This is a genomic window from Gemmata obscuriglobus (assembly GCF_008065095.1).
GTDB classification, from domain to species: Bacteria; Planctomycetota; Planctomycetia; order Gemmatales; family Gemmataceae; genus Gemmata; species Gemmata obscuriglobus.
This window is the reverse complement of the sequence record NZ_CP042911.1, coordinates 7932077-7957289: the sequence shown is the minus strand read 5'-3', so window position 1 is coordinate 7957289 and position 25213 is coordinate 7932077. Positions and strand designations below refer to the sequence as shown.

The 25213-nt window shown below is 68.9% G+C and carries 17 protein-coding genes and 1 pseudogene; 11 read left to right on the top strand and 7 right to left on the bottom strand.

The window, feature by feature from the left end; all coding sequences use genetic code 11:
* Nucleotides 1–89: 89 nt before the first annotated feature.
* From GobsT_RS33040 to GobsT_RS33025, 4 genes are all read right to left on the bottom strand, one after another.
* On the bottom strand, nucleotides 90–1337 hold the full coding sequence (locus GobsT_RS33040; protein WP_010036232.1) for a hypothetical protein: 1248 nt from the start codon (nucleotides 1335–1337) through the stop codon (nucleotides 90–92).
* 98 nt (nucleotides 1338–1435) lie between these two features.
* Nucleotides 1436–2119 (bottom strand): ImmA/IrrE family metallo-endopeptidase, encoded by a 684-nt coding sequence (locus tag GobsT_RS33035; protein ID WP_010036234.1) that lies wholly within the window; start codon nucleotides 2117–2119, stop codon nucleotides 1436–1438.
* Nucleotides 2116–2472 carry a hypothetical protein gene (locus tag GobsT_RS33030; RefSeq protein WP_010036236.1) on the bottom strand — a complete coding sequence of 119 codons (357 nt, stop codon included), beginning with the start codon at nucleotides 2470–2472 and terminating at the stop codon, nucleotides 2116–2118. Before GobsT_RS33030 ends, GobsT_RS33035 begins: the two co-directional genes overlap by 4 nt.
* Nucleotides 2469–3143, bottom strand: a complete 675-nt coding sequence (locus tag GobsT_RS33025; RefSeq protein ID WP_148087966.1) for a hypothetical protein — start codon at nucleotides 3141–3143, stop codon at nucleotides 2469–2471. The genes GobsT_RS33030 and GobsT_RS33025 overlap by 4 nt, the downstream gene beginning before the upstream one ends.
* Before the next feature lie 263 nt (nucleotides 3144–3406).
* Between GobsT_RS33025 and GobsT_RS33020 the strand changes: the two genes are divergently transcribed.
* Nucleotides 3407–3829 carry a response regulator gene (locus tag GobsT_RS33020; RefSeq protein ID WP_081471495.1) on the top strand — a complete coding sequence of 141 codons (423 nt, stop codon included), beginning with the start codon at nucleotides 3407–3409 and terminating at the stop codon, nucleotides 3827–3829.
* Nucleotides 3830–5336: 1507 nt separating this feature from the next.
* Here GobsT_RS33020 and GobsT_RS33015 read toward each other — a convergent pair.
* Entirely contained in the window at nucleotides 5337–6701 is a 1365-nt protein-coding gene (locus GobsT_RS33015) for a WD40 repeat domain-containing protein (protein WP_010036244.1), read from the bottom strand.
* 104 nt (nucleotides 6702–6805) lie between these two features.
* Here GobsT_RS33015 and GobsT_RS33010 point away from each other — a divergent pair, with 104 nt between their 5' ends.
* Entirely contained in the window at nucleotides 6806–7801 is a 996-nt protein-coding gene (locus GobsT_RS33010) for an IS701 family transposase (RefSeq protein ID WP_010036248.1), read from the top strand.
* A gap of 3 nt (nucleotides 7802–7804) precedes the next feature.
* Here the strand turns inward: GobsT_RS33010 and GobsT_RS33005 are convergent, their stop codons facing one another.
* A complete protein-coding gene (locus GobsT_RS33005) occupies nucleotides 7805–9832 on the bottom strand; it encodes a sigma-70 family RNA polymerase sigma factor (protein ID WP_010036250.1) in 2028 nt (675 codons plus the stop codon).
* A 31-nt stretch (nucleotides 9833–9863) separates the two neighbouring features.
* Between GobsT_RS33005 and GobsT_RS33000 the strand changes: the two genes are divergently transcribed.
* The 8 genes and pseudogenes from GobsT_RS33000 (at nucleotide 9864) to GobsT_RS39135 (ending at nucleotide 22993) form a co-directional block, all read left to right on the top strand.
* Entirely contained in the window at nucleotides 9864–10385 is a 522-nt protein-coding gene (locus GobsT_RS33000) for a DUF4385 domain-containing protein (RefSeq protein ID WP_010036252.1), read from the top strand.
* 246 nt (nucleotides 10386–10631) lie between these two features.
* A complete protein-coding gene (locus GobsT_RS32995; RefSeq protein WP_010036254.1) occupies nucleotides 10632–12668 on the top strand; it encodes a S46 family peptidase in 2037 nt (678 codons plus the stop codon).
* A gap of 129 nt (nucleotides 12669–12797) precedes the next feature.
* Nucleotides 12798–13002, top strand: a pseudogene (locus tag GobsT_RS41345) (IS3 family transposase); the annotation flags it as partial.
* 202 nt (nucleotides 13003–13204) lie between these two features.
* Nucleotides 13205–14617: a Gfo/Idh/MocA family protein gene (locus tag GobsT_RS32990; RefSeq protein WP_010036257.1), complete on the top strand. Its 1413-nt coding sequence runs from the start codon at nucleotides 13205–13207 to the stop codon at nucleotides 14615–14617.
* Between the two features lie 91 nt (nucleotides 14618–14708).
* Nucleotides 14709–15317, top strand: coding sequence for a 2OG-Fe(II) oxygenase (locus GobsT_RS32985; protein WP_010036259.1), 609 nt, complete (start codon nucleotides 14709–14711; stop codon nucleotides 15315–15317).
* Nucleotides 15318–15474: 157 nt separating this feature from the next.
* Nucleotides 15475–16603 (top strand): IS3 family transposase gene (locus GobsT_RS32980; protein ID WP_417936319.1). Its coding sequence is split into 2 segments (ribosomal slippage): nucleotides 15475–15753 and nucleotides 15755–16603, totalling 1128 coding nucleotides; the frame shifts between segments, so codons are not numbered across the junction.
* A gap of 112 nt (nucleotides 16604–16715) precedes the next feature.
* Nucleotides 16716–17309, top strand: a complete 594-nt coding sequence (locus tag GobsT_RS32975) for a sigma-70 family RNA polymerase sigma factor (RefSeq protein ID WP_010036261.1) — start codon at nucleotides 16716–16718, stop codon at nucleotides 17307–17309.
* Complete coding sequence (locus GobsT_RS39135; RefSeq protein ID WP_010036263.1) at nucleotides 17306–22993, top strand: alpha-2-macroglobulin family protein; 5688 nt, start codon at nucleotides 17306–17308, stop codon at nucleotides 22991–22993. Before GobsT_RS32975 ends, GobsT_RS39135 begins: the two co-directional genes overlap by 4 nt.
* Before the next feature lie 185 nt (nucleotides 22994–23178).
* On the opposite strand, the gene GobsT_RS32965 is transcribed toward GobsT_RS39135, so the two are convergent.
* Nucleotides 23179–23493, bottom strand: coding sequence for a hypothetical protein (locus tag GobsT_RS32965; protein WP_010036264.1), 315 nt, complete (start codon nucleotides 23491–23493; stop codon nucleotides 23179–23181).
* Between the two features lie 169 nt (nucleotides 23494–23662).
* Between GobsT_RS32965 and GobsT_RS32960 the strand changes: the two genes are divergently transcribed.
* Nucleotides 23663–25102 (top strand): C45 family autoproteolytic acyltransferase/hydrolase, encoded by a 1440-nt coding sequence (locus GobsT_RS32960; protein WP_010036265.1) that lies wholly within the window; start codon nucleotides 23663–23665, stop codon nucleotides 25100–25102.
* Nucleotides 25103–25213: the final 111 nt, after the last annotated feature.

Sequence of the window (25213 nt, the reverse complement as noted above, 5' to 3'; positions counted from 1 at the left end):
GGGGAAACCGAACGATGAAGATCGTCTGGCCAATTTTCCGCGCGCGGCGCCCTCTCATGCTCTCCGCGGTGAGACCCGTTTTGTTGTTCTCACTCCGGCCGGTTCTGGCGCTCGCTGCCGTACCGCACGCCGACCCCGGCGCGGGCGTAGGCGGCGGTCGCGATGTCTCGCAGGCTGCCCCCGCCGTACACCGACTTGCAGGTTCGGTCGGCCAGATCGATGAGCGCCGGGAACCCACGGTCCCCGAGCAGCGCGCTGTCGGCGATGGCGATGCGGGCCGCGGTGTGGACGTGGTCCCGGTGCGCGTAGAACATTTGCGGCGGGGCCAGCAGGGACGCCCGGTACACGCCCACCAGCACCTGCGGGGCCACCTCGTCGAGGAACCGTGTCGCCCACAGTTCCGGCGACAGCGGCTTGTCGTCCCAGGTGTCGTCGACGGTCACACGCCCGGAGAACTGAAGGTCGCCGACGAACCGCTCGATGCGCTGGTCGAGGGAGCCGACGACGGCGTACTCGCAGGGGCGCAGGGCCTGGCCGATCGAGAGGTACAGACGGTCGCCCGGCTCGCTGGCGACGAACACGAACCGCTTGTGGCCGGCGATCAGCCGGCGGAGCAGGCGGACGGACCGGATCATGATGTCCGGGTTGCCGGCCCCGCTCAGCAGTTGGTACGGGGCCGGGCTGCCGTGCCCCATCTTCCAAGGCGCTGTCGAGTGCTCCACCAGCACCGCCGCCTCGGCGTAGCTCATCACCGCCCGCTTGGCCAGTTCGGACAGCCCGTCGCGCCGGTCCGGCTGGTTCAGGCCGCCGCGCTTGGCGCGCGCTTCGAGCAGCGCGACCGTTTCCGCGACCGGGTCGCTGCGCGCCTCGTTCAGGTCGCGCCGGTACAACCGTTGGCTCCACTGGCCGCGGTTGCCGGCGTAGGACACCAGGCACACGCCGATCTGGTAGATCGTGAGCGCGAGCGAGTCGTGAACGTCCACCGTGCCGTCGCAGCAGTCGGTGCCGCCGTTGAACAGCAGGCCGTTGTGCGTGTCGCGGACCTCGTCGGGGGTGACGGACCAGTGGCCCGCTTCGGGCGGCGCGCCCGCGAACGTGCGCAACTTCTCGACCACGTGCGCACGCACCCGGGCTTCGTGCGCCCGCTCCGCGCGCACCGCGAGAGCGATCATGTCGCCGAGGTGCGTGTACACCCGGGCGAGGTCTTCTCCCGCGTGCCACGTGGCGAGGTTGAGCACGTTATCGAGCGGCTCGCCGAAGCAGCGCTGGAACGCATCGCTGGTGGCGCCGCTGGGGCGCGAAACGGGCAGCTCGACGGCCGAAGTTGAGTCCGACATAGGCGACCTCCGTTAAGCCGTTCCGCGTCGGGAGGCTGACATCGACACGATTTTGATGATTTTTCGGGAGGCGTGTAGTGGTCTTTTGTGAGAAGTGGTTAGCGGAGCAGCGCCGCGGCGTATGTTCGGGCCGGCTCGGGCGGCAGCCCGCAGGTATCGGCGAGCCGTGCGGCGAGCGATCGGTGCGTGTCGGACGCGGAGGGGGCCACGGTCTCAAACGGGGCGAGCAACTCGAACGCCAGCCGGTCGGCGGCCTCTTCCGCCTCGTGCGCGTCGTCGCCGGTCACCCGGCCCCACCGGTCGCGCTCAAGGAAGTGCGTGAGGGGGCCAACGGGGGCACCGCGGAGCGCGCCCGCGAACCGCTCGGCATACGTCGCCTCGCGGGCGCCGTCCAGAACTTCGAGGATGGCGGGGCCGAACCGGCGCACCGCCGCACGGCGCGGTTCGCACCAGTCGCGAAGGAAGTGAGCTAATTCATGCGCGAACGTGAACCGGAGTTGGTCGGGTTCGTCATCGGGATCGATGAGGATGATAGCGCGTGTACGCGCGCCGAAGCACCCGCACAGCGGTCGGTCGTGCGTCGGTTCGGCGCAGGGGACACCTTCGCGCCGGAAGTGCTCCGCGGCGCGCGACAGAGTGAGGCGCGGTACTTCTTGAACGGTCAGATCGGTGAGCCAGCACGCGACATCGCGCAGGTTGCGCGGGAACGGCGGCGGCGGGCCGACTTCGGCCCAGAACCGGGCTGCGAGATTGGACACCCGGACCGGCGGCCGAACGGTCATGACGTTGTGCCCCGGTCGCGCGCCGCCAGAACCGCGCCCGCGGGTTCGGTCGCACCGGGGCGCGCCAGTGCTTCAACCGGGACCGCCTTGGCGGCCTCGGCGAGTGCGACCGTGTTCAGACCGAACTTGGTGGCGATCGCGGTGACATCTTCGCGGTACGCGGCGCTTGAGTCGAGTCGCGGCGCCCGGCACAGGCGCACCTGCGCGAGTACCGGAACGGCGCAACCGAGTCGCGCGGCCAGGGCGGGGTCGTCGAGGCGCTCACGCGCCGCGAACGCCTTCAGCCGAGATCCAAGGAAGAACGGTTCCGTGGACGCTCGCTCCGCGAGCCGGTCGAGTGGGAACGTGGTCATGGCCGACCTCCGACGGCGCGCCGCAGTCGCGCCTTGAGGGTGTCTTTGATCCGTTTGACAACGATCGCGACGTCCGGGCGGTCCGTGTTCAACCCGAGCGCCCGGGCGAACGCGCCGGTGTCGCGGACGCCGTCGCGCAGGAGCCCGAACGTGGTCTGTTCCGCAGGGGAGAGGGTGGCGAGTTCCGCCGCGAGCGCCGGGTGCGCCCAATTCGGCCCGTCACCGGTCCCCGGGAACCTGTTCCCGGCAGCAGGCGGATCCGCGACAAAATCGAGCGAAACTTCGCGCCGCCGGCGCCGGGTTTCGCGCTCACAGGCGGTGGTCAACTTGCGTCGCGCGGCCATCCGCAGGTACGCGCACACCGGAAGTTGTTTCGGGTCATACTGTTCCGGGTGTTGAATCAGTTTCAAGATCAGATCGCCCGCAACGCTCACAAGCAGATCCTCGGGGACGTGGCGGTAGGTGCGGGTCAGGTATGCGCACAACGGATCGTAAAATGCGTCAGCGAAAGTGGATGTGGCAGCCGGATCGGTGCCGGGCAGGGTCGCGTGAAGTCGGCGGCCCTCGTCTTCGCTCGGCCATTTGAGGGGATTGGGCATTTTGGACCTCCTGTTACGCACAAACCCTAAGCGAACGGTTTTCGCGCGCCGATGTACGTTGCCGATTTTCACGGTTCGGAGGCGGTTCACCGACGCGGCTCGTCAGGAGAAAACCCATTTATGAGCCGGCGTCTGCAAGATCAGGGTTTCGATTGTTGGGTGACTGCGTAAAATGTTCCGCGTACCAACGGTATCGACGGCGGTTGGCTGTGACGCTGGCTGCGTAGCACGGACACCGTGTACGTCGACCCCCTGTGCGCAACCCGCGCCCTTCTCGAGCGTATTGGGCGGCGAATGCCGTCCGGGCGCCGAACCCGCCCGATCGGACCGATTCGATGAACTTGACGCCGCGCCTTCCCCTCTCTGTGCTGGTCGTTGAAGACCAGCACGATTGCGCTCAGTCAACGGCCGAACTCCTTACCATGTGCGGCCACGCCGTCCGGGTCGCCACGTGCGGTCCGGACGCGCTCCGTGACGCCGCAGTCGAGATTCCGGACGTGGTCCTGCTCGACATCCAACTGCCCGGCCCGAGTGGGTGGGAGGTGGCGAGCCGGTTGCGCGAGCGTGCCGGCGGTCGGCAACCGCTGGTGGTCGCGGTCACTGGGTGCGGGTCCGAGGAGGACCGGTGGCGCTCGGCCGACGCCGGCATCGACCTGCACCTCGTGAAGCCGGTCGCGCCGGCCGACCTGATTCGGCTGCTCGACTGGGTCGGTGGGCACCTCGCGGCCCGCACGGTGCCCACTACGGCGTGCGGGTGATCGAGCCCCCGTATTGGGTGAGCGGCGTGCTCTGGAGCACCGGTTCCCGCCGACCCGCCACGAGGGCGTGACGTTCCGTACTCAGGGTGTGGTGGTTCGTGAAACTGTTCCGCGTGGGTTGGTCGTACCATCCCTCTCAATACATCGCGTCTGTTCAGTGCCGAGCAGCCGCGATGTCGCGACGTGTTTGGCCTCGGGGAATCGGGTGCGGGGCGGCTTCGGTTTTTTCGGCCCGCGGGTGGCCTTCCGATACCGCCCCAGGTTCGCACCCCGGGCCGGCTCCTTGAGCCATTCGGCCATCGGCCCGACCGACCACGCTCCCAGACCCGCCCATGTTTCGACCGGAACGGCGATCCACGGTCCCGGGCACGCACCCGACACTTCCAACTCCGGGTCGCGGCGTGCCGGCGGATGACGAACGAACCGTTCCGTAGGGCGATCCCGAACAGGAACCCGGTGTGCAGAAGTTCCGGTCCGCGACCCACACGTCGTTCTCGGCCACCGTCGCCAGGATCGGGGCGGGCCGGGACCGCTCCTGGGCGTGCCCGTCCTCGCAACAGACCACGTCGATCGCCAACCCGAGGGCCGGGTCGAGAGCCACCAGGGCCTGGCCCGGCGACCACGTCCCGCAGCGGCTTGAGCCGCCTGTGGGTCTTGCACACGTGGTTCCCGTCGAGCACCTTTACCCGGTAACCGGCCAGCGGGTCCGGGGCCGACCCGCCCATCGCCCGGATGACCGGCCCGAGGCGGTCGGCGGTGTGCCGCACCCGTTCCCGTCCCGCGGCCGTCGGGACACGGGCCAGGCGGGCGCACACGGCCGATACGGACACCGACACGCGTGGCCGTCGGCCGGATACGCGGCGTGGACCGAGGGCTTCACCCGGCACACGACGTTGGCCATCAGCTCGACGCACGTGGGGAACAGCAACTCGCGGTCGTCCCGACCCCGGCGATGCGAACGAACAGGGCGTCGAGGTCGGATTGAGGGCGCACTCGGACGCACCACGGACCGCGACCGCCATCGGGCTTCGCTCCACGAAACGCTCAACGACCGCGCCCAGTAACGCCCCTGCACCTCAATAATGCTCACGCAACATCTATCCCCATAGGCTATTACGGATCACTCACCCGTGTTGAAAGGGATGCGCGAGAGTAGATATCGCTTTGCCGCGATAAAGTGCAGAAGATACGGTAGGGCGATCGCACCCGTCGGGGGGCAGGGCCGGGGTCGTGATCAGGTGGCCGCACCACCAGCACGCTTTCGGTATCGTCTTCGTTCCAAAGCGCCTCGGCGCTTTTGGAACCGGTGATTGATCTACTTGATCAGCGCCCCACCCACGAGCGGGTACTCGGCGGAGCCGGCTAGCGGTACTTGTTCACGGTCCGTTCCAGGTTTGTGTCGTTGTGGCCCCGGGCGTTGCAGTCCGTTCACCCTCCAGGAGCCGCGCAGATGGAGACGACTAAAATGCAATGACACAAGATCAATCAACCGGATCGTGGATCGGATTCACTTCCCACTGAGCCGCTTTCCCGCGGCCTTCGCTTCCTGGGCCAAGAGGCCACCCGCTTCCGCCCACTCACCAAGTAACTTCGCTGCGGCCGGGGTGCCGATCGCCTCGACCACTTCCACCGCCCGGACGACGCGGAGTTCCTCTCCCGCCGGTTTGGCGTGCGCCAGCACCGCGTCGAGCCGCTGCCGCACTTCGGGCCATTCGGACGCCTCTCGCGCCTTCCGGAGTTCGGGCTCCACCAACCGGGCGACCTTCGCCAGCGCGGCCGAGGCCCGCTCCCGCGTCGCGAAGTCGGCCGAACTGAGGTCCGCAACCCACTGATTCACCGTTTTCAGATCCGGCGGGCGGACGGCCTTCATCCGCTCGCGCAGAACGGGAATCGCATCCGAACCGGCAGCGAGCAGCCGGACCGCGCGGAACGCCACCTGCGCGTCTGCGCCGGCCAAATCGTCCCACCCCTTCCCCAGGGCATCCGGGGCGGGAAGCGGCCTGCGATCGGCGGACGTGCCGTACACGTCCCACAGCAACACCGGCGCGTCCGGGCTGGCGGCAGCGAGTACCCGACCATCGGGGCGGAACCGAAGGGCACTCACCCGCCCCTCGTGGCCGATGAACGTGTGCCGCAGCCGCCCCGTGAGCGGTTCCAGCAGGTGGACGTGGCGCCCGGAGGCAACGGCCAGGGTCCGGCCGTCCGGACTGACGATGGCCACTCGCGGTAGCGGCGTGGGCACGTTGAAGGTGGTCACGACCTTTCCCGTACCGGTGCTGTACGCGCGGACCCGGGCGACCGTGTAGTTCTCGCCCGCTTCCACGGCGTACAGCGTTCGGCCGTCCGGTGCGAACGTCAGCGCAACGGCTTCAAAGCCGTCGCTCTCCCCGGCCCACAGTGGCTTCCCGGTGGCCGCGTCGAACAGGCCCATAGTACCCGCTCGACGGGTCGCCGCCCAACCGCCGGCCAGCGCGACGGACCGGCCGTCGGGGTTGACCGCCAGTGCCGTCCCGACCGCCCCGCGCCCGGTGCCGGCCGTGGCCGTCCAGAGCGTCTTCCCGGACTGCCCGTCGAACGCGATCACCCGCCCGGAATGAGCCGCGAACACCCGCCGCCCGGTCTGATCGAACTCGGCGTGAACGAAACCGAGATGAAACCCCTCTTCCGCCCACACGATTTTACCCGTGCCCGTATCGCTCACGTCCGCGAACCGGTGAGACGAATCGGTTCGGAACACACGCCCGCAGTCGGCAGATACGGCCCACCGCGAGGACCAGACCGGCTTGCCGATGGGGAACGGACCGGACCGGCTCGCGACCCGGCCGGTTGCCGCGTCCCACGTGACCAGCGCACCGTCGGCCAGCGCGGTCAACCGGCCCGCGCGGTCGAACCGGAGGTCGGTTATTTCTCTAGGACTTACGCAGTTGCGCTGGCGCAGGATTTGCGCATGGTGTGTTGTTGGTCTATGATCGGGCCATGAACGCACCACGTGCGAGCGCCGAGGACTACATCCAATTCCTGATCGCCACCCCCAAGGTGGCGTCGGCCGCGGAAGCCGCGCGAGCCCAACCGGACCATCCGACGGCGCCCGCGCATGATGCGTTCACCCGACTGCTGCACCGGCTGGAACCGGACCCAGCGGCGTTGTGGGACGAAGCCCGGTCGTCGGTCCGCCCGGGCGGTGCCGTGGTGCTCGACGACTCGGTGCTGGACAAGCCGTTCGCCCGGCACATGGGGCTGGTGCGCCGGTGCTGGTCCGGGCGGCACCGCCGGGTGGTGAGCGGGATCGGGCTGGTGACCCTGCTGTGGACCGACGGGGCCGCCCTGGTACCGTGTGATTACCGGCTCGCCGACCCGGCCCGAGCCGAGACCAAGAACGACCACTTCCGAGCCATGCTGGCGGTCGCCAAGGGACGGGACCTGTCGCCCCGGGTGGTACTGTTCGACACCTGGTACTCGGGCAAGGACAACCGGAAGGCGGTGCGGGCCCTGGGGTGGCACTTCCTGACCCGGGTGCGGAGCAACCGGCGGGTGAACCCGGATCGCACGGGCAATCGGGCCATCGAGGGGTGCCCGATCGGGGCCGCCGGTACGGTGGTGCACCTGGAGGGGTTCGGATTGGTGAAGGCGTTCCGGATCGCCACCGGTGATGGGGGCACGGAGCATTGGATCACCAACGACCTCGACATGGACGAGGCCACTCGTGCGGTTCTGGCCGGGCACGCGTGGGGCATCGAGGAGTATCACCGGGGCCTCAAGCAGCATTGCCACGTGGACCGGTGCCAGGTGCGCATGAGCCGGGCCCAAGCGGTCCACATCGGGCTCGCGATCCGCGCGTTCCTGCGGCTCGAGTGGCACCGGCTCAAGTCCGGCGTCAGTTGGTTCGCGGCCAAGACGGCCATCGTGCGCGAAGCGGTGCGAACCTACCTCGCCGCACCTACATACCTACTTACCCAAAAGTCAACTACGTAAGTCCTATTCTCCTGTCGTGTCCGGGCGCGGTTCGATCGCGCGGCCGCTCGCCACGTCCAGAACGGTCACGACAGAATCCCGGTCCCGGATGGCGTACAGCGTCCGGCCGTCCGCGCTGAGCGCCGCCCGCTGGCTCGTTCCGGGCTGGGGAATGCGGCCAACTTCCTTCGCCGTGGCGGTGTCCCGAACCGTCCACCCGACGTGCCGCCGGAACGTGGCGACCCGCGAGCCGTCGGGGCTGATCGCGATCGAGTCCTCGGCGTACGGCCCGTCCCCGTCGCCGAGCGTTCGCGCGGTTTTCGCCCCGATGTCCCAAACCTTCAGCACCGCCTTTTCCCCGTCCAATCCCCAGAACACAAGCGCCCGTCCGTCCGGAGTCGGAACCGTCAGCCGCGTGTCTTCGGTCAAGGCCCGGATCGTGGTCATCTGCCGGCCGTTCTCCCCGCCGAACCGGAACTCCCCGGTTTGCTTCCCGGTCGCGGCGTCGAACGCCCGGAAGCTCGCGCCGTGATCGACGAGCACCACGGTGCGGCCGTTGGCGGAGAACTGGACCGAGAGGCGCAGGCCGCGGCCCAGCACGGCGATTTCCTTGTTGCTCGCGACATCGAACAGCGTGTAGGAGATCGGTCGGGGTGCGGTCGGTTCGATCACGGCTGCCCCCGCGTCCCAACGAACGATGCGGCTCCCATCCGGGCTGACCGCCACGCCCCCGGCGACCGGCGCCCGCGTCAGTTCCCGTCCCGTTCGCGGGTCGAACGAGACGACCGAGTACCTCTTGTCCTCACGCCCGTTACCGTCAGCTCTGATGCCCCGAACGGCGTCGGCGGCAGCGAACAGCGTCCCGAACGACCGGCCGCCGGTGTCCGCTCCGATTTCGACCCGGAACAAACGTCGGCCGTCGCCCGCGTCCCACGCCGACAGCCAACCGCCGCCGCGGGCGTAGACGGTCCCGCCGTCCGGCGAAACGGCGAGGAGTTCGATCGGTTCGGTGTGCCGGAACCGGACCGACCCGAGCCGGGCGAGAGCCCCGGATGGCAGACCGGGATCGGCAGGTGCGTTCGTGACGACGCGCGGTGCGGGGGCCGTGGGCGGCGCCTCGGGGCGGGCGGGCGCCAGGCCCCCGATTGCAACGGTAGCCGCGACCGTGAGCCCGGCGACCAACCCGACGACAGCGGCCCACCGGCCCGAGCCGAGTTCGGCCCGAACCAGGTCCGAAACCCGACCGGTCACGGGGCCGGTCCCGAGTTCGAGCGGCATCGAGCGGCCCGGGCTCGCAGCCACCGCGAGGGCCGTCAGAACGGCCCCGAGTTCGACGCCCCGGCGGCCGAGACGCAGGCGCAGCCGGTCGCGCCCGGCCGCCAGCCGGCGCCGGACCGTTCGGACGCTCCACCCGCAGACGCGCGCCGCTTCGTCCTGGGTGAGGCCTTCCAGGTAGCACAGCACGAGTGGCACCCGTTCGCCTTCGGGTAATCGAGCGAGTTCGTCGTCGAGCACGCGCAACAGGTCGCTCCACCCGGGATCGCACGGGGCCGGGGCCGAGAGGTCGGCGCGGAGGGTCGCGGCTCGGTGCTGCCGGCGCACGCGCACCGCCCGCAGCGCGACCCGGCGGCTGACCCCGAACAACCACCCGGCGAGTTGGTCCGGACGGGTCAGCCGCTCGGCCTGACGGGTGAGAATCAGGAACACCGCCTGCAAGACATCATCCGCCGCGTGGCGGTCCCGGAGAGCGCGATAGGCCACGGACCGGACCATCGGACCGTGGCGGCTAAGCAACTCGGCGAACGCCGCCTCGTCCCCCTCGCCGGCGTATCTGGCGAGCAGGTCGGCGTCGGGCGCGGCGGCGCACGGTCCCGGGCGGATGAGGCGGGCGAGCGTAATGTGGGTCACGACGCACTCCAGCGAGTGGAACTCGATCCCGTGATACTGCCAGACCGGGCCGCCGAGCGGACAGAAATCCGTCGGTTCAAATTCCAGGTCCGAACGGTGCGCTTCACCGTCCGGCGCGACCCGCTCGTGCGCCGGACGGCACATGAACTGCATCCTCCCGACCGGGAGGGGTCACATGGCGAAAGCATCTCCGAACCGCCGCGCGCCGCGCTCGGACACGAAGCCGAAGCGCCCGGCCGCGCACCGCAGCCCGACGTTCGACTACGCGCTCGACTTCCGCACGGTCAACTTCCGCGACCACCCGGAACTTTATAAAGTGGGGCGCGGCGAGGAGGGCGTGCTGCTGGTCGAGCCGTACAAGGGCGAGATCCTGCCGCACTGTCGGTTCGCCACGCCGGACGTGGCCCAGGAGTCGTCGCGGGCGATCTACGCGCTGTTCCTCGGTTACAAGGGGCGGGGCGATTTTGTCGGCATGGACATGGCGCGCAAGTTCCTCCAGATGGGGTACACCCGCGCGCGGCGGTACGCCAACCACAAGGGCGGCCGGAAGTACGGCGCCGACGGGCGCGTGCGGCCGTACAAGAACGATCCGGTGAAGGCCGAAGCCGCCGCGGTGTTCTACACCGTCTGGAAGCAGGCCGAAGCCGACCCCGAGTACACACGGCTCAAGACCGAGCACAAGCAGAAATACGGCTGAGCGCCGCGGAACAACGGATGGCGGCGCCCGGCGCGCCCGGGTACAACGGAGAGCGTTCCGGTCGTTTCCGGTTTCGGGTTCCGGGGCGGTGCCGCGGGCGACACACGTCGCCCGGAGCTCGACCGAGCCGGTCCCCGACCGGAAACGTGAAGCGACCGACCCGCTCCCCGCTCAACCAACCCGGCTTTTGTTATGCGATACACGCGCGCGGCGCTGGCTCTCGTGCTTGTGGGAGGATGGTTCCCGATGGCGCATTCCGACGAAGGGATGTGGCTCCTCAACGACCCGCCCCGGCAGCTCCTCAAGGAGCGCCACCAGTTCGACCTCACCGACCCGTGGCTGAAGAACGCGATGCTCGCGTCGGTGCGGCTCAACAGCGGCGGGTCCGGCGGGTTCGTGTCGCCGGACGGGCTGTTCGTGACGAACCACCACGTCGCGGCCGACTCGCTTCAGAAGCTGAGCGCGGCCGGCCGGGATCTGCTCCGGGACGGCTTCTACGCGGACGCCCGCGACAAAGAGCTGAAGTGCCCGGACCAGGAGATCAATGTTCTCCAGGACATCGCCGACGTGACGAAGGAGGTGAACGCGGCGGTCAAACCGGAGATGACCGCGGCCGAGGCGTTCGCGGCCCGCCGGGCGGTGATGGGCCGCATCGAGAAGGAGTCGCTCGACAAAACCGGCCTGCGGTCGGACGTGGTCACGCTCTACAACGGCGGGCTCTACCACCTCTACCGCTACAAGAAGTACACCGACGTGCGGCTCGTGTTCGCGCCGGAAAAGCAGATCGCGAGCTTCGGCGGCGACGTGGACAACTTCGAGTACCCGCGGATGAACCTCGACGTGACGTTCTTCCGCGCCTACGAGAACGGCCAGCCCGCGAAGACGCCCCACTTCCTCAAGTGGAGCCAAGTCGGACCGCAAAGCGGCGAGCTGGTGTTCGTCACCGGGCACCCGGGCACGACCCAGCGGCTCGAAACGCTCGCCCGCCTGAAACACCGGCGCGACGAACTGCTCCCGTACACGCTGTACCGGTTGCGCACCCTCGAAGCGGCGCTGAAGCAGTACGGCGAGCAGAGCCCCGAGTGCGCCCGCCAGGCCGCCACCGACCTGCACAGCGTGGCGAACGCCCGGAAGGCGTTCAGCGGGCAGCTCCAGGGGCTGCTCGATCCCAACATCATGGAACAGAAGCAGGCGGCCGAGCGCGACCTGCTCCTCGGGGCCGCCCGCGCCGCCGAACCGAAGGGCCGGTCGGCGTTCGATGACGCCATGAACGCGCTGGCGAAGGTCGAGGCGGTGCAGGCGAAGCTGCGCGGGTTCGAGAAGGCGCACGCGCTGGTCGAAACCGGGCACGCGTTCTTCAGCCCGCTGTTCGGCATCGCCCGGCACTGCGTGCGCATGGGCGACGAGCTGCCGAAGAAGTCGGCGGACCGGCTCCGCGAGTACCGCGACAGCAACCTGGAGTCGCTCAAGTACCAGCTCTTCAGCCCCGCGCCGCTGTACCCCGAGCTGGAGCGCGCGAAGCTCACCGCGTCGCTCACCTTCCTGGCCGAGAACCTGGGCGGGGAGCACGACCTCGTGAAACTCGCGCTCGCGGGCAAGAACCCGGCGGCGCGGGCCGAGGAGCTGACCGCCGGCACGAAGCTGTTCGCCCCGGCCGAGCGCAAGCGCCTGGTCGAAGGCGGCGCCCAGGCAGTCGCGGAGAGCAAAGACCCCCTCATCCAGCTCGCCCGGGCGATCGACGCCGAGGCGCGCAAGCTCCGCGCCCGCTACGAGAACGAGGTGGAGGAGCCCGAGCGGCAGGCGTACGCGGCGCTCGCCGCCGTGCGGTTCATGACCTACGGGAGCACGGTGGCCCCGGACGCCACCTTCACCCTGCGGCTCGCGTTCGGGACCGTGCAGGGGTACGAGGTGGGCGGCGAGAAGCTGAACTTCCACACCACCTTCGGCGAGGCGTTCGAGAAGTCCGCGAAGCTCGGCGGCGCGGAGCCGTTCGACCTGCCGAAGCGCTGGCTTGACGGCAAGGACAAGCTCGACCTGAAGACGCCGTTCAACTTCGTCTCGACGGCGGACACGATCGGCGGGAACTCGGGCAGCCCGGTGCTGAACCGCGCCGGCGAGCTGGTCGGCATCAACTTCGACCGCAACCGGCACGGGCTGGTGCGGAACTTCGTGTACACCGACGTGCAGGCCCGGCACATCGCCGTCCACTCGAAGGCGGTGCTGGAGGCGCTCCGCAAGCTGTACCCGGCCGCCCCGCTCGTCAAAGAACTGGTGAGGCAGTAGCCACGCCGGGCGCAACTCGATCGGGCACCGAATCCGGCTGATCCGTATCCACGCCGTATTCTGTAGCCGGCCTCTGCCGGGCGATTTCGAAGCGCACCCTTACTCGGCTACAAACTCATGCGCGGCGTGGGCCAGTGTTGGGATCGTGCGGCAATGGAGAGCTCCTTCGCCGGTCTGAAATAAGGAACGGGTTCGCGACGAGGGCGACGCCACCCGCGACGACGCGCAGGCGAGCATCTTCGAGTACCCCGAAGCGCTCGACGACCGGGTCCGAAGGCACTCGTCACTGGGGCACGTTGCCCCGGACGAGTACGAACACCCATCAAAACCCACCGCTAAAAGCTGTCCACTTTTCGTGGGGACCTCCAGTATGTGCGTCCGTGTCGCGTGGCGAAGGTCCGCCAAACATCTTTCGGCGCTTACCTCGGCGGGCCAGAGGCCCAATGGGTTCGCAACTACCGAATTCGCGTTGTAGACATCGCGCGCGCGACGGGTTACGCTCTCGGCACCCCTTTTCTCTCCGCCGGAGTGCTTCCATGTCCCGTATCACTCGCCGCCGCGCGCTGCAACTCGGCACCGCGGGCGCCGCCGGTTACCTGCTCACCGCATCCAGTGCGTCAATGCGCCGGGTTTGGGGCGCGGGCGACAAGATCCGCGTCGCCGGGATCGGCGTCGGCGGTAAGGGCTCTGGCGACATCGAGCAGGCCGGGAAGTTCATGGACGTCGTCGCGCTGTGCGACATCGACGACCAGCGGATCGCCACACGCGCCCGCACGTGGCCCGACGCGAAGCAGTTCTTCGACTACCGCGTGCTCTTCGACAAAATGGCGAAGGACATCGACGCCGTGGTGGTGTCCACCGCGGACCACTCGCACGCCCCGGCGTCGATGCGGGCCATGAAGCTGGGCAAGCACGTGTACTGCCAGAAGCCGCTCACGCACACGGTCCACGAGGCCCGCGTGATGCGCGAGCTGGCCGCGAAGGCGAAGGTCTGCACCCAGATGGGCAACCAGGGCTCGGCCCTCAACGGGCTGCGCCGGGCGGTCGAACTGGTCCGGGCCGGCACCATCGGCGCCGTCCGCGAGGCCCACGTGTGGACCAACCGGCCGGCACAGTACTGGAAGCAGTCGCCCGACATCGTCGCGCGGCCGAAGGAGGCGCCCGTCCCGAAGCACGTCCACTGGGACGAGTTCATCGGCCCGGCGCCGATGCGGCCCTATGCCGTGGCGTTCGCGCCGCGGCCCGCGTACCACCCGCACGACTGGCGCGGGTACTGGGACTTCGGCACCGGCGCGCTGGGCGACATGGCGTGCCACACCGCCAACATGACGTTCCGCGCGCTGCAACTCGACGCGCCCGTGGCGGTTGCTGCTGAGGCCGCGGAGATCAATTCCGAAACGTTCCCGGCCTGGGCACACATTCAGTACCTGTTCCCGGCACGCGGGGACGCGCCGGCCTGTACGCTCCACTGGTACGAGGGGAAGAAGGACGGCAAGACCGTGCTGCCGCCGGCCGAACTGCTCGCGAAGCTGCTGAAGAAGGGCGAGAAGCTCGCCGACAGCGGGTCGATCCTCGTCGGCGAGAAGGGAATCCTGTTCTCGCCCAACGACTACGGCGCGCAGTTCCGGATCACGCCCGAGAAGGACTTCACCGGGCTCCAGACCACCAAGCCCGAGAAGCTGCCCGCGGGCGTGGACGGGGACCAGGACGTCCACATGAAGCGCGAGTGGGCGGAGGCGATCAGGGCCGGCAAGCCGGAACTGGCGTCGTCGAACTTCGACTACGCGGGCCGGCTGACGGAGGCGATGCTGCTCGGCAACATCGCGGTGCGGTTCGCCGGCACGAAGCTCGACTGGGACGCGGCGAAGCTCGCCTTCACCAACTCGGCCCCCGCGACGAAGCTCGTGAGCAAGGAGTACCGCAAGGGCTTCGAGCTGCCGCCGGTGTGAGCGGGGGCGCGGCCCGCGGTTCGTTTCACTTCGCGGGCGAACCGCGGGCGTTCCGCGGGTGTCGCTCCGCACACACCCGCGGAGGTTCGTCATGCCCGAGATGCGCAAAGAGTTCCTCACCGAGCGCGACGACCTGTTCGTGATCCACGACTTCTTCTCGCCGGACGAGTGCGATTACTACATCACGATGACCGAGTCCGCGGGTTACGGGGACGCGCCCATCACCACGACGGGCGGCCCGGTCATGCGCAAGGACATCCGCAACAACGACCGCGTCATGATCGACGACGCCGGCATCGCGCGGTCGGTGTGGGAGCGGCTCCGGCCGTTCGTGCCGGACCGGGTGCAGTTCTGGCAGCCGGTGGGGCTGAACGAGCGCTGGCGGTTCTACCGGTACGACCCGGGGCAGCAGTTCGACTGGCACTTCGACGGCGCCTACGAGCGGTCGCCGGCCGAGCGCAGCGCGTTCACGCTCATGATCTACCTGAACGGCGGGGTTTCGGGCGGGGCCACCGAGTTCAACTTGCGCTCGCACGGGGGGACTCGGGGCGACGACCCCATCGTGCGGGTGCAGCCGGAAGCCGGGAAGGTGCTGGTGTTTCCGCACCGCCTCTACCACCGCGGCGCCCCGGTCGCCGACGGCCGCAAGTACGTGATGCGGTCCGACATCATGTGCCGCTGGCTCGGCGGCGACGAGTGACACGTTCCGATTTTTCCCTTCCAATCCGCCCCAGCGGCGTCAACTAAGTAGCAAAGAACCGCTCCCTTTGCCGAACCGCTTTTCCGGCGGGGTATAGTGGACCCCGAAAACTGGACCGCCGGTTAAGCTATACCGGAGGCCCAGGAAAGGGGAACCCATGGCGGGCAAGCGGAAGAGTCACTCGGCGGCGTTCAAGGCCCAGGTCGCGCTGGCGGCCCTCAAGGGCGACAAGACCATCAACGAACTGGCGAGTCAGCACGGCGTCCACCCGACCCTGATTCATGGGTGGAAGAAGCAGTTGCTCACCGGGGCCGAGGCCGTGTTCGCCTCGGGGGCGAAGGGCACCGGCCCCCCGGAAGACAAGACGACCGAGTTGTACGAGCAGATCGGCCGCCTCAAGGTGGAACTCGACTGGGTGAAAAAAAAATCGGCCGCCCTCGGCTGAGGCCAAGCGTGCCCGGATCGAGGCCGAGCACCCGGAGCTGAGCGTCCGGCGCCAGTGCGAGCTGATCGGATTGAACCGCTCGACGGTGTACTACGAGCCGACCCCGGAGAGCGCGGAGAACCTGACGCTGATGCGGTTGATCGACGAGCAGTACACGACGTGCCCGTTCTACGGGAGCCGGCGCCTGGCCGCGTGGCTGGGCACCCAGGGCCACGAGGTGAACCGCAAGCGGGTGCAGCGGCTGTTGCGGATCATGGGGTTGGAGGCCCTGTACCCCAAGCCCAAGCTGTCGGTCGGGTCCGGGCACAAGGTGTACCCGTACCTGTTGCGGGGCGTGGCCATCGACCGGGTCCATCAGGTGTGGAGCACGGACATCACGTACATCCCGATGCCCACCGGGTTCATGTACCTGGCCGCAACGATGGACTGGTTCAGCCGGTACGTGGTGGCCTGGCGACTGTCCAACACGTTGGACGGGTCATTCTGCCAGGACATGCTGGAGGAGGCCTTGGGCCGGGGCAAGCCGGAGGTGTTCAACACGGACCAGGGAGTCCAGTTCACGGCCGCCGCGTGGGTCGGGCGATTGGAGCGGGCCGGGGTCGCGGTGAGCATGGACGGGCGGGGCCGGTGCCTGGACAACGTGTTCGTGGAGCGCCTGTGGCGGAGCGTCAAGTACGAGGACGTGTACCTCAAGGGTTACGAGTCGGTGCCGGCCCTGGAGAGTGGGCTCCGGGCGTACTTCGGGTTCTACAACACCGAGCGGTTACACCAGTCCCTGGACTACCGCACCCCGGCTCAGGTGTATGGCGTCGGAGCCACGAAGGCCCCGACGAAACAGTAGCGAAGGATAGCAACTTTTTGGTCTAGACAATGGGGTCCACTGTAGGGTGCGGTTCTTCTCGCCCCGGCCCGCGTGCGGCCGGTCACCTCTATTCCACGCGCAGGTGTTCGACATGACCGTGAACGCCGACGCGGGGCCCGACGCGCCCGCCGCTCCCTCGGACGGCACGCCCCGCCCCGCACAGGACAAGCACAAGCTGTTCTTGCGACTGTTCCTCCAGAACGAGCGCCGGCTCTACGCCTACGTGCTCACCCTGCTGCCGCACCGCGCCGACGCGGACGACGTGCTCCAGGAGACCAGCCTCACCATGTGGGACAAGTTCGACGCGGACGCGCCCCCCACCGAGTTCATCGCCTGGGCGCGCAAGGTCGCGTACCACAAGGTGCTCGACTTCCACAAGAAATCGACCCGCGCGCAGGCCCGGCTCAGCGCCATCTTCGTGAAGCGGCTCGCCGAGACCGCCGCCGCACAGGCCGACGAGCTGCAACTCGAGGAGCGCCGCGCGGCGCTCACCCGCTGCGTCGAAAAGCTCCCCCAGCCGGACCGCGACCTGCTCGCGCACCGGTTCGCGGACGGGGCCACCACGCAGTCCGCCTCCGAGCAACTGGGCCGCTCGCTGGACGCCGTTTACAAGGCGCTGGCGAAGGTCCGCGAGAACCTGTTCCGGTGCGTCCAGAACTCGCTCGTGCAGGAGGGGCAGGCATGACACCCGCGTCCGAAATTCTCACCGAACTGCAGCCGCTGCTCGACGCGCTCTGCGAAGAGACGATCACCCCCGAGCAAACGCAGCGGCTCGAAGAGCTGGTCCTGATGCACCCGGAAGCCGAGGCGCATTACATCCGCTTCATGAGCTTCCAGGCCGACCTGATCGGGCACTTCGCCGGCCTGCCCGAACCGGCGACCGCGCCGGAGCCCGGCACCGCTACCGCCGAACCGAAAGCCGACCCCGCAACGGCCAAGAAGGCGAGCCGGGTGCCGTCGTGGCAAGCGATCGCGTGGGTGGCCGTCATCGGCACGGTGGGCGGGCTGATCGGCTCGCAGGTGTACGGCTACGCCGCCCGGGCGCGCGATGTCGCCCGGGCCGAAGAAAAGATCGCGGAACGCCGCGCCGAACTTGCCCGGGTCCAAGCCGAGCAGGCTGCCACACGCGAGGAGCAGCGGAGGCCGCTCGCCGCCGCCCTCGCGCGGGAGGCCGAACTCGCCCAGGAGTACACCACGGCGCGGAACGACGCCCGCAGAGCCATTGAGGAGAAAGAGTTCGTCGTCCGCCTGTCCGGCCCGACCCACGTCCAGCCCGGCGCGCCCAACAAGTGGACCGTCGAGACCTTGCGCCACGGCGCCGTCGGGCGGCCGAAGCGGCTCGACCTGATCGTCAAGGACGCCCGCGGCGGCGAACTGCTGCGGAAGACGGACGACAAGCCGGTCGGGGCCACGAACCTCGAACTCCCGGTCGCGTTCTGGGAGCGGGTGAAGCCGGGCACCGACCTGTTCCTCGAAGTCGTCGCCCACACGAACGACGACCGCAAGAGTGTGCTCGCCGAGCGGCTGTCGCTGGCGCGCCCGGTGTACGTCACGCACCTGGTCACCGACAAGCCGCTCTACAAGCCGGGCGAGGTGGTGCGGTTCCGGTCGCTCACGCTCGACCGGTCCACCCTGAAGCCGCCGGCCCACGAGCAGCACCTCGCGTTCAAGCTGCGTGACCCGGCGGACACCGTCACCCCGCTCGCAACGGGCAACGGCCGCGTGCTGCGCGACCTGAAGCCCGTTAATGGCCCTGATGACCAACCGCTTCGCGGGCTCGGGGTGGGCGAGCACGCGCTCTCGGCCGACGCACCGGGCGGCGAGTACAAGCTCGACCTGTACGAGGTCGAGAGCGGCACGCAGAAGGAAGTGCTGCTCGAGACGCGCAAGTTCATCGTGAACCGGTACGTGCCCGACGTGTTCGAGAAGAAGCTGGAGTTCGACGGCAAGAGCTACGGCCCCGGCGACGTGGTGCAGGCGCGGATCGAGGTCTCGCGTACCGCCGGCGGCCCGATGAAGGACGCCCGCGCGAACGTGGTCGCCGCGTCCGGCGACAAGCCGTTCCACGAGCAGCCGAACGCGCGGTTCACCACCTCTGAAGGGAAGACCTACCTGGACGTGCGGTTCAAGCTGCCCGCGGAGGTGTTCGAGAAGGTCGCGCCCGGTGCCGTTCCCAACGCCACCCTGAGCGTGAACGTGGTGGACGGCAGCGACGCCGAACCGATCGTGCGGCCGATCCCGCTCGTCACGAAGAACCTGAAGGTCGAGTTCTTCCCCGAGGGCGGGGAGATGGTCGAGAACGTCCCCGGGCGCGTCTACTTCATGGTGCGCACGCCCGGAGCTGCCGGGAAACCGGCGGATCTGAAAGGCACGATCACCGACGGCACGAACACGATCGCCGAAGTGAGCACCCTCACGGACGCCGAAAATCCCGGCGTGAACCGCGGGCACGGCGCGTTCGTACTGACGCCCAAGCCCGGCGTGAAGTACTTCCTGAAGGTTTCGTCGCCGCTCGGCATCACGCCGCCCACCCCGAACGGGTTCCCGCTGCCGGCGGCCAAGCCCGACGGCGTCGCCCTGACCGCGCTCGACGCGGCGACGCCCCGCGGCGGCGCGGTGCGCGTGCGGCTCCACAGCGCCCGCGGCCCGAAGACGCTCCACGTCGGCGCGTACGCCCGCGGCAACCTCGTCGCGCACCAGAAGGTCGAGTTGGAGGCGAACGCGCCGCTCGACGTTTCACTGAAGGGCGACGAATCGGCCGGCGGCGTGACCCGCGTGACGGTGTTCGAGGAACTGAGCGGCGACGCCCCGGGGCGCACGGCGCTGGTTCCGCGGGCGGAGCGACTCGTGTTCCGCGGGTCCGGCGAACACCTCGTTCTGGACGCCAAACCCGACCGCGACCGCTACACCCCCGGCGGGAAGGTGAAGCTCGACCTGTCCGCCCGGAATGAGAAGGGCCAATCAACGCCCGCGGTGCTGCTGGTCGGCGTGGTCAACCGCAGCGTCATCACGATGGCCGACAACAAGCACGACCGGCTCCAGTCGACGCACTTCCTCCTTTCGGGAGAGGTGCGCAACTCGGCAGAACTCGAGCACGCGGACTTCCTGCTCACCGATCACCCGAAAGCGGCGGTCGCGCTCGACCTGCTGCTCGGGACCCAGGGCTGGCGCCGGTTCGCGGAGCAGGACGTGGCCCCGCCGCAGGCCGAGGACCGCGCCGACGTGGACCAGATGCTGGTGGCCCACGGCCAGCGGCTGACGGCGCCGCTGGAACTGTTCAAGCTCGAAGAGCAGCGGATCGCCGCCGAGTTCGCGCCGCGGGTCGAGCAGGTGCGGCTGGCGACCGCGGCGGTCGAAGACGAATTCAACGCTCTGAGTGCGAAGGGGAACGAAGCGGTCACCGCGGCCAACGCCGCCGTCTCCGCGGCGCAGATCAAGAAGTCCGTCGCGACGAGTGAACTCAACGAGTACAGCGAGCGTTTCGATACAGCGCGCGACGCGGCCGTGCCGGTGCTCACGGTCGTGCTCGTCCTGACGCTCGCGTTCCTGGGGTTCAAGGGCCTCGTGGCGGCGACCGGAGCCGGCCGCTCCCGCGCGACACTGGTAACGGCCGGTCTTGTGGTGCTTGGAGTCCTGGTGCTGATTGCCGTGAAGTCCGTGACGAGTGCGAAGAAGTCCGCCCCCACGTTTGAGTTCGTGGGCAGTTCGATTAAGCCGCCGGGTGCGGGTGGCGGCGAGCTGTTCTTCCGGAAGTCACCGCTTGAAGCGGACGCGCGAGCGGCGATGGAAGCCGCGCCGATGGCTCCGGTTCCCCTCACGGGAATTGGTCCGCAGGGACCACGAAAGGGGATCGACCTGGCGGGCGGCACGCCCGCCCCCAAGGGACCGACGCCGGTGGGCGTTCCAAGCTCACCCGCTCCAGCCGGCTTCTTCCCGGCCGGTCGCGGCCTCGTACTCGACCGCAACCAACGGACGCCCCCACAGGTAGGAGTCAAGCCGTCGCCCGAAAAGGAATGGCTCGCCCACGCGCTTGCCCAGCGACCCGTGGGTGGCAAGGTGGCTCTCGGGCCACCGGTACGAGACGGTTTCCCAGAGGCGCCGGTGCTCGACCCGGTGGCACAGTCGACAGCACGGCCGGTCACACCGACGGTCACGCCATCCGTTGTGCGCGAGTACGCCCACGAGCGCGACCCGGCGCTGGGCGAGGTGCGAGCCGACTTCGCCGAAACCGTGTACTGGCACCCCGTGCTGGTGCTGCCGGCGACCGGGACAGCAAGCGTCGAGTTCCAGCTCTCCGACGACATCGCCCGCTATCAGGTGCTGGTCGCCGGGCACACGCTCGACGGCCGCGTCGGCGCGATCACGAAAACCATTGAGGCCCGCAAGCCGTTCAGCCTCGACCCGAAGCTGCCGCTGGAGGTCGCCCACACCGACACCATCGACGTGCCCGTACGCGTCACCAACGACAGCGCCGTGCGCCGCAACGTGGCGTTCGCGACCACCGCAACGGGCTTCAAGACGGACGGTTCGCTGAAAGGCGCGATCAACCTCGACCCGTTCAAATCGGGCCGCCAGTTCCTGAAGCTGAACGCCGACACGCGCGACGGTCCGGCGAGCCTCGTGATCGAGGGCACCAGCATCCCGGCCGCCGATAAGGACGTCATCCGGCGGACCGTCCGCGTGGTGCCGGACGGGTTCCCGGGGGTGGGCGCGTTCAGCGACATGCTCGAGAAGGGCCGCGCGACCAGCAGCGTCACGCTCCCGAAGGATGTGGTGCCCGGGACGCTCAAGGTGCGCCTGGAAATGTACCCCACGTCGATGTCCGATCTGGTGAAGGGGCTCGACGGGCTGCTCCGTGAGCCGCACGGGTGCTTCGAGCAGACCTCCACCACGAACTACCCGAACGCGCTGATCCTGGACTACCTGAACCAGTCGAACCAGGCCAACCCCGAGGCCGCGACGCGGGCGCGGGGGCTGCTCGACCGGGGGTACGGCCGGCTCACGTCGTTCGAGTGCCCGGACACCCCGAACCGCGTTAAGCACGGGTTCGAGTGGTTCGGGAAGGCCGACAGCCAGCACGAGGCGCTCACCGCGTACGGGCTCCTGCAGTTCAAGGACATGGCCCGCGTTCACCCGGTGGACCCGGAACTAATCAAACGCACACAGGCGTTCCTGCTGTCGCGCCGGGACGGGAAGGGCGGGTTCCTGCGGAACGCCCGCGCGCTCGACGGGTTCGGCGGCTCCCCGAAGCCCACCACCGACGCCTACATCGTCTGGGCGCTGGTCGAGAGCGACCCCGAGGACAAGGAGAAGCTCGACCTCCGGACCGAAATCACGGCACTGAAAACCGCGGCCCTCGACGAGAACTCCGCGACCGGCAGGGACGCGTACACGGTGGCGCTGGCGGCCAACGTGGCGCTGCTCCGCGGCGACCGCGAGACCGGCCACAAGCTGCTCGACCGGCTCAAGGAGAAGCACGCGAAGGGCGGGGCGGTGACCGGCGGGATCATGAGCATCACGCGGTCCGGCGGGCGCGACCTCCAGATCGAAACCACCGCGCTTGCGCTTCTGGGCTGGCTCCGGGCGAACGACCCGAGCTACGCGACCGCCGCGAAGGAGTCGATCAAGTGGATCGCGCAGCAGCGCGGGGGCTACGGCGGGTTCGGGTCCACGCAGTCGACCATCATGGCGCTGAAAGCGCTGGCGCTGCACGCCCAGAAGAACAAGCACCCGGCCGAGGCCGGGGAGCTGCGCCTGCTGGTAGACGGCACGGTGGCCGCGACCCGCACGTTCACCCCGAACGACGTGGACGTGATCGGGCTGGACGTGCCGAACCCCGAAACCGTCTTCAAGCTCGGGGGGCGGAACGAGATCGCGATCGCCACGGACGCGAAACAGCCGTACCCGTTCGCCCTGAGCTACACCTACACCACCCTGACGCCCTTGAGCGCGGAGCGGTGCGCGGTGCGCATCGCGACCAAACTCGCGAGTGCGGAAGCGGCCGAGGGCGACACGGTGCCGCTCGCGGTCACGCTGGAGAACCGCCAGAAGCAGGGCCAGGGGATGACCACGGCGGTGATCGGCATCCCGGCCGGGATGAAGGTGCCCACCGACCTGAAGCAGCTCACGGACCTGCGGGAGAAAGGCGCCGTCGCGTACTTCGAGCTGAAGGGCTCGCGCGAGCTGGTGCTGTACTGGCGCGAGCTGGCCCCCGAGCAGAAGGTCGAGTTGAGCATCGACTTGGTGTGCGACGTGCCCGGAACGTACCGCGGGCCGGCGAGCCGCGGGTACCTCTACTACGACGCGGACCACAAGCACTGGGTGGAGCCGCTGTCGATCCGGATCGCGCCGGCCGCCGGGAACGAGTAACCGCGAGTGCGGTAGCGACGCACCCCCGCTTGCTGATGCAGGCGGGGGTAACCTTGGGGGATTTGGTGCCATCAGTGCTGCCGATTCCCACATTCAATTCGGTGCCTTACCGGACGGCGGCGGGCTGGCACTTTTCGCGTCCTCCACGCGTTTCCGGGCGAACTTCAGCCGCACGTCGAACGCCTTCAGCTCGGCGAGGCGGATCTCCAGTTGAGGGCCATCTTGACCTCCAGTTTCGCCCGATCGAACTCCTCGACGGCCAGGGCTCCGCCGCCCAGCGCCTTCTTGAGTCGCACCGCCCCGAGTTCCGCCGCTTTCACTCCGACCTCGGCCGCCTTAATGTGCGCCTTGTTCACGTCCCGTTCGGCCTCCAGCACCTCGGCCTCTTCTTCCACCTGGGCCAGCCGCGCGGCCGGGCGCACCGGCGGCGGTTGCCGCTCTTGAGCCGGCCCCGGCGCCACCGTGGCACTCACCAGCGCGACGAACAGCGTTTGACGCATCGCACGTCCTCCGTTGTGAACTCACCCACGGGCGCCCGACCCATCACACCCCGAGCCGGGCGCTTTCACGCCCGGCGGCCCAGCAATTGCCGTTCCCAACGCCGCGCCGGTGTGCGATGCTGAACGCTCTGAACCGTTGTCCGCCCCGATCCGCTGAGGCCGATCGCTTATGCGCTGGCTCGCACTCGTTTTGCCGCTCGGCTTCGCACCCCTGGTGCTGACCGCACCGCCCGCACCGCCCGCACCGGTCCAGCCCGCCGCGGCCGATCCGGTGCCGAAACCCGCCGCCGACCCGAACCGCTACGGCCCGGCCTACCGGTACACGCAAGACGGCTGGGTGGTGCTGCACATCGAGGGCGAGCCGTACCCCCGCGGGTACCAGCACGGACGGCTGCTCGCGAAGGAGATCGCCGCGTACGTCCGGATGCTCGCGACCGAGTGCAGCCCGAAGGCGCCCGCCGACGGGTGGAAGGCCGTCCGGCTGATCACGAACGCCGCGTTCCTCCGCAAGATCGATTCCGAGCTGCTCGAGGAGATGAAGGGCATCGCGGACGGGGCCACCGACGCGGGCGCCAGCTACGAGGGGCGCGACATCGACCTGCTTGATGTCGCGGTGCTCAACGTGCAGATGGAGCTGGCGAGCCTCGAGTCCGCGCTGCACACCATGCCGACCGGGCTGGAGGGGAAGACGTTCCCCCGCCCCGGGCGGCCTCGCGCGCCGGCCCCGCGCCCCAAAAAGGTGGACCACTGCTCCGCGTTCATCGCGACCGGCCCGGCGACCGCCGACGGGAAGATCGTGTTCGGGCACATCACGATGGCCGGGCTCACCGCCGGGCCGTTCGTCAACTACTGGATCGACGTGGCGCCGCACAAGGGCCGCCGGTTCGTGATGCAGGCGTTCCCGGGCGGGGTGTGGTCGAGCCAGGACTATTACATCAACGACGCCGGCGTGCTGCTGTGCGAGACGACCATCGACCAGACCCCGTTCGACGCCGGCGGGGTGCCGCTCGCGAGCCGCACCCGGAAGGCGATCCAGTACGCCGAGGGCATCGACACGGTGGTGAAGGCGCTGTCCGAGAAGAACAACGGGCTGTATGCGAACGAGTGGCTCGTTGGCGACCTGAAGACCAACGAGATCGCGATGTTCGAGCTGGGCACGAAGGCCCAAAAGCTGTGGCGCAGTTCCAAGGACCAGTGGTTCGGGGGCACGAAGGGGTTCTACTGGGGCTGCAACAACGCGAAAGACCGGGCGGTCCGCCTCGAGGCGCTCCCCGCGGACGACGCCGACCGGCCGACCGGCACGGAGTGGGAGCCTGACGAGCGCGACAAGGAGTGGCTGGCGCTGTACAAGGCGCACGCCGGCAAGATCGACGCCGCGTTCGCCAAGAAGGCGTTCACCAACGAGGTGCTCGCGCAGGACACGGCGCTGGACGCGAAGTACACGACGGCGGCGCTGGCTGCGAAGCTCTCCACCCACGCGCTCTACGGCCCCCCGACCGGGAAGGTGTGGAAGCCCACGCCGGAGCAACTGCGGGACCACCCGGAGATCGTCGCACTCGAACCGCACCCGTGGACCGTGCTGACGGCGGACCCGCCGGCGAGGAAGTGAGGCCGCACGAAATGTGGGTGCTTTCACCCGTTTGGCACTTGCGTCCCGTTTGAGGAGCGAGCTACCTTTTCCTATCGCTCACAACCCCGCACCGTTATGCCTCAGGTGCGG

Excerpts from the sequence above, each read along its gene's own strand:
- GobsT_RS32985 (WP_010036259.1), top strand. The coding sequence starts at position 14,709 with ATGCCCGAGATGCGCAAAGAGTTCCTCACCGAGCGCGACGACCTGTTC.
- GobsT_RS33030 (WP_010036236.1), bottom strand. The coding sequence starts at position 2,472 with ATGACCACGTTCCCACTCGACCGGCTCGCGGAGCGAGCGTCCACGGAA.
- GobsT_RS32975 (WP_010036261.1), top strand. The coding sequence starts at position 16,716 with ATGACCGTGAACGCCGACGCGGGGCCCGACGCGCCCGCCGCTCCCTCG.
- GobsT_RS33040 (WP_010036232.1), bottom strand. The coding sequence starts at position 1,337 with ATGTCGGACTCAACTTCGGCCGTCGAGCTGCCCGTTTCGCGCCCCAGC.
- GobsT_RS33020 (WP_081471495.1), top strand. The coding sequence starts at position 3,407 with ATGAACTTGACGCCGCGCCTTCCCCTCTCTGTGCTGGTCGTTGAAGAC.
- GobsT_RS39135 (WP_010036263.1), top strand. The coding sequence starts at position 17,306 with ATGACACCCGCGTCCGAAATTCTCACCGAACTGCAGCCGCTGCTCGAC.
- GobsT_RS33000 (WP_010036252.1), top strand. The coding sequence starts at position 9,864 with ATGGCGAAAGCATCTCCGAACCGCCGCGCGCCGCGCTCGGACACGAAG.
- GobsT_RS33035 (WP_010036234.1), bottom strand. The coding sequence starts at position 2,119 with ATGACCGTTCGGCCGCCGGTCCGGGTGTCCAATCTCGCAGCCCGGTTC.
- GobsT_RS33010 (WP_010036248.1), top strand. The coding sequence starts at position 6,806 with ATGAACGCACCACGTGCGAGCGCCGAGGACTACATCCAATTCCTGATC.
- GobsT_RS32995 (WP_010036254.1), top strand. The coding sequence starts at position 10,632 with ATGGCGCATTCCGACGAAGGGATGTGGCTCCTCAACGACCCGCCCCGG.
- GobsT_RS32965 (WP_010036264.1), bottom strand. The coding sequence starts at position 23,493 with ATGCGTCAAACGCTGTTCGTCGCGCTGGTGAGTGCCACGGTGGCGCCG.
- GobsT_RS32960 (WP_010036265.1), top strand. The coding sequence starts at position 23,663 with ATGCGCTGGCTCGCACTCGTTTTGCCGCTCGGCTTCGCACCCCTGGTG.
- GobsT_RS33005 (WP_010036250.1), bottom strand. The coding sequence starts at position 9,832 with ATGTGCCGTCCGGCGCACGAGCGGGTCGCGCCGGACGGTGAAGCGCAC.
- GobsT_RS32990 (WP_010036257.1), top strand. The coding sequence starts at position 13,205 with ATGTCCCGTATCACTCGCCGCCGCGCGCTGCAACTCGGCACCGCGGGC.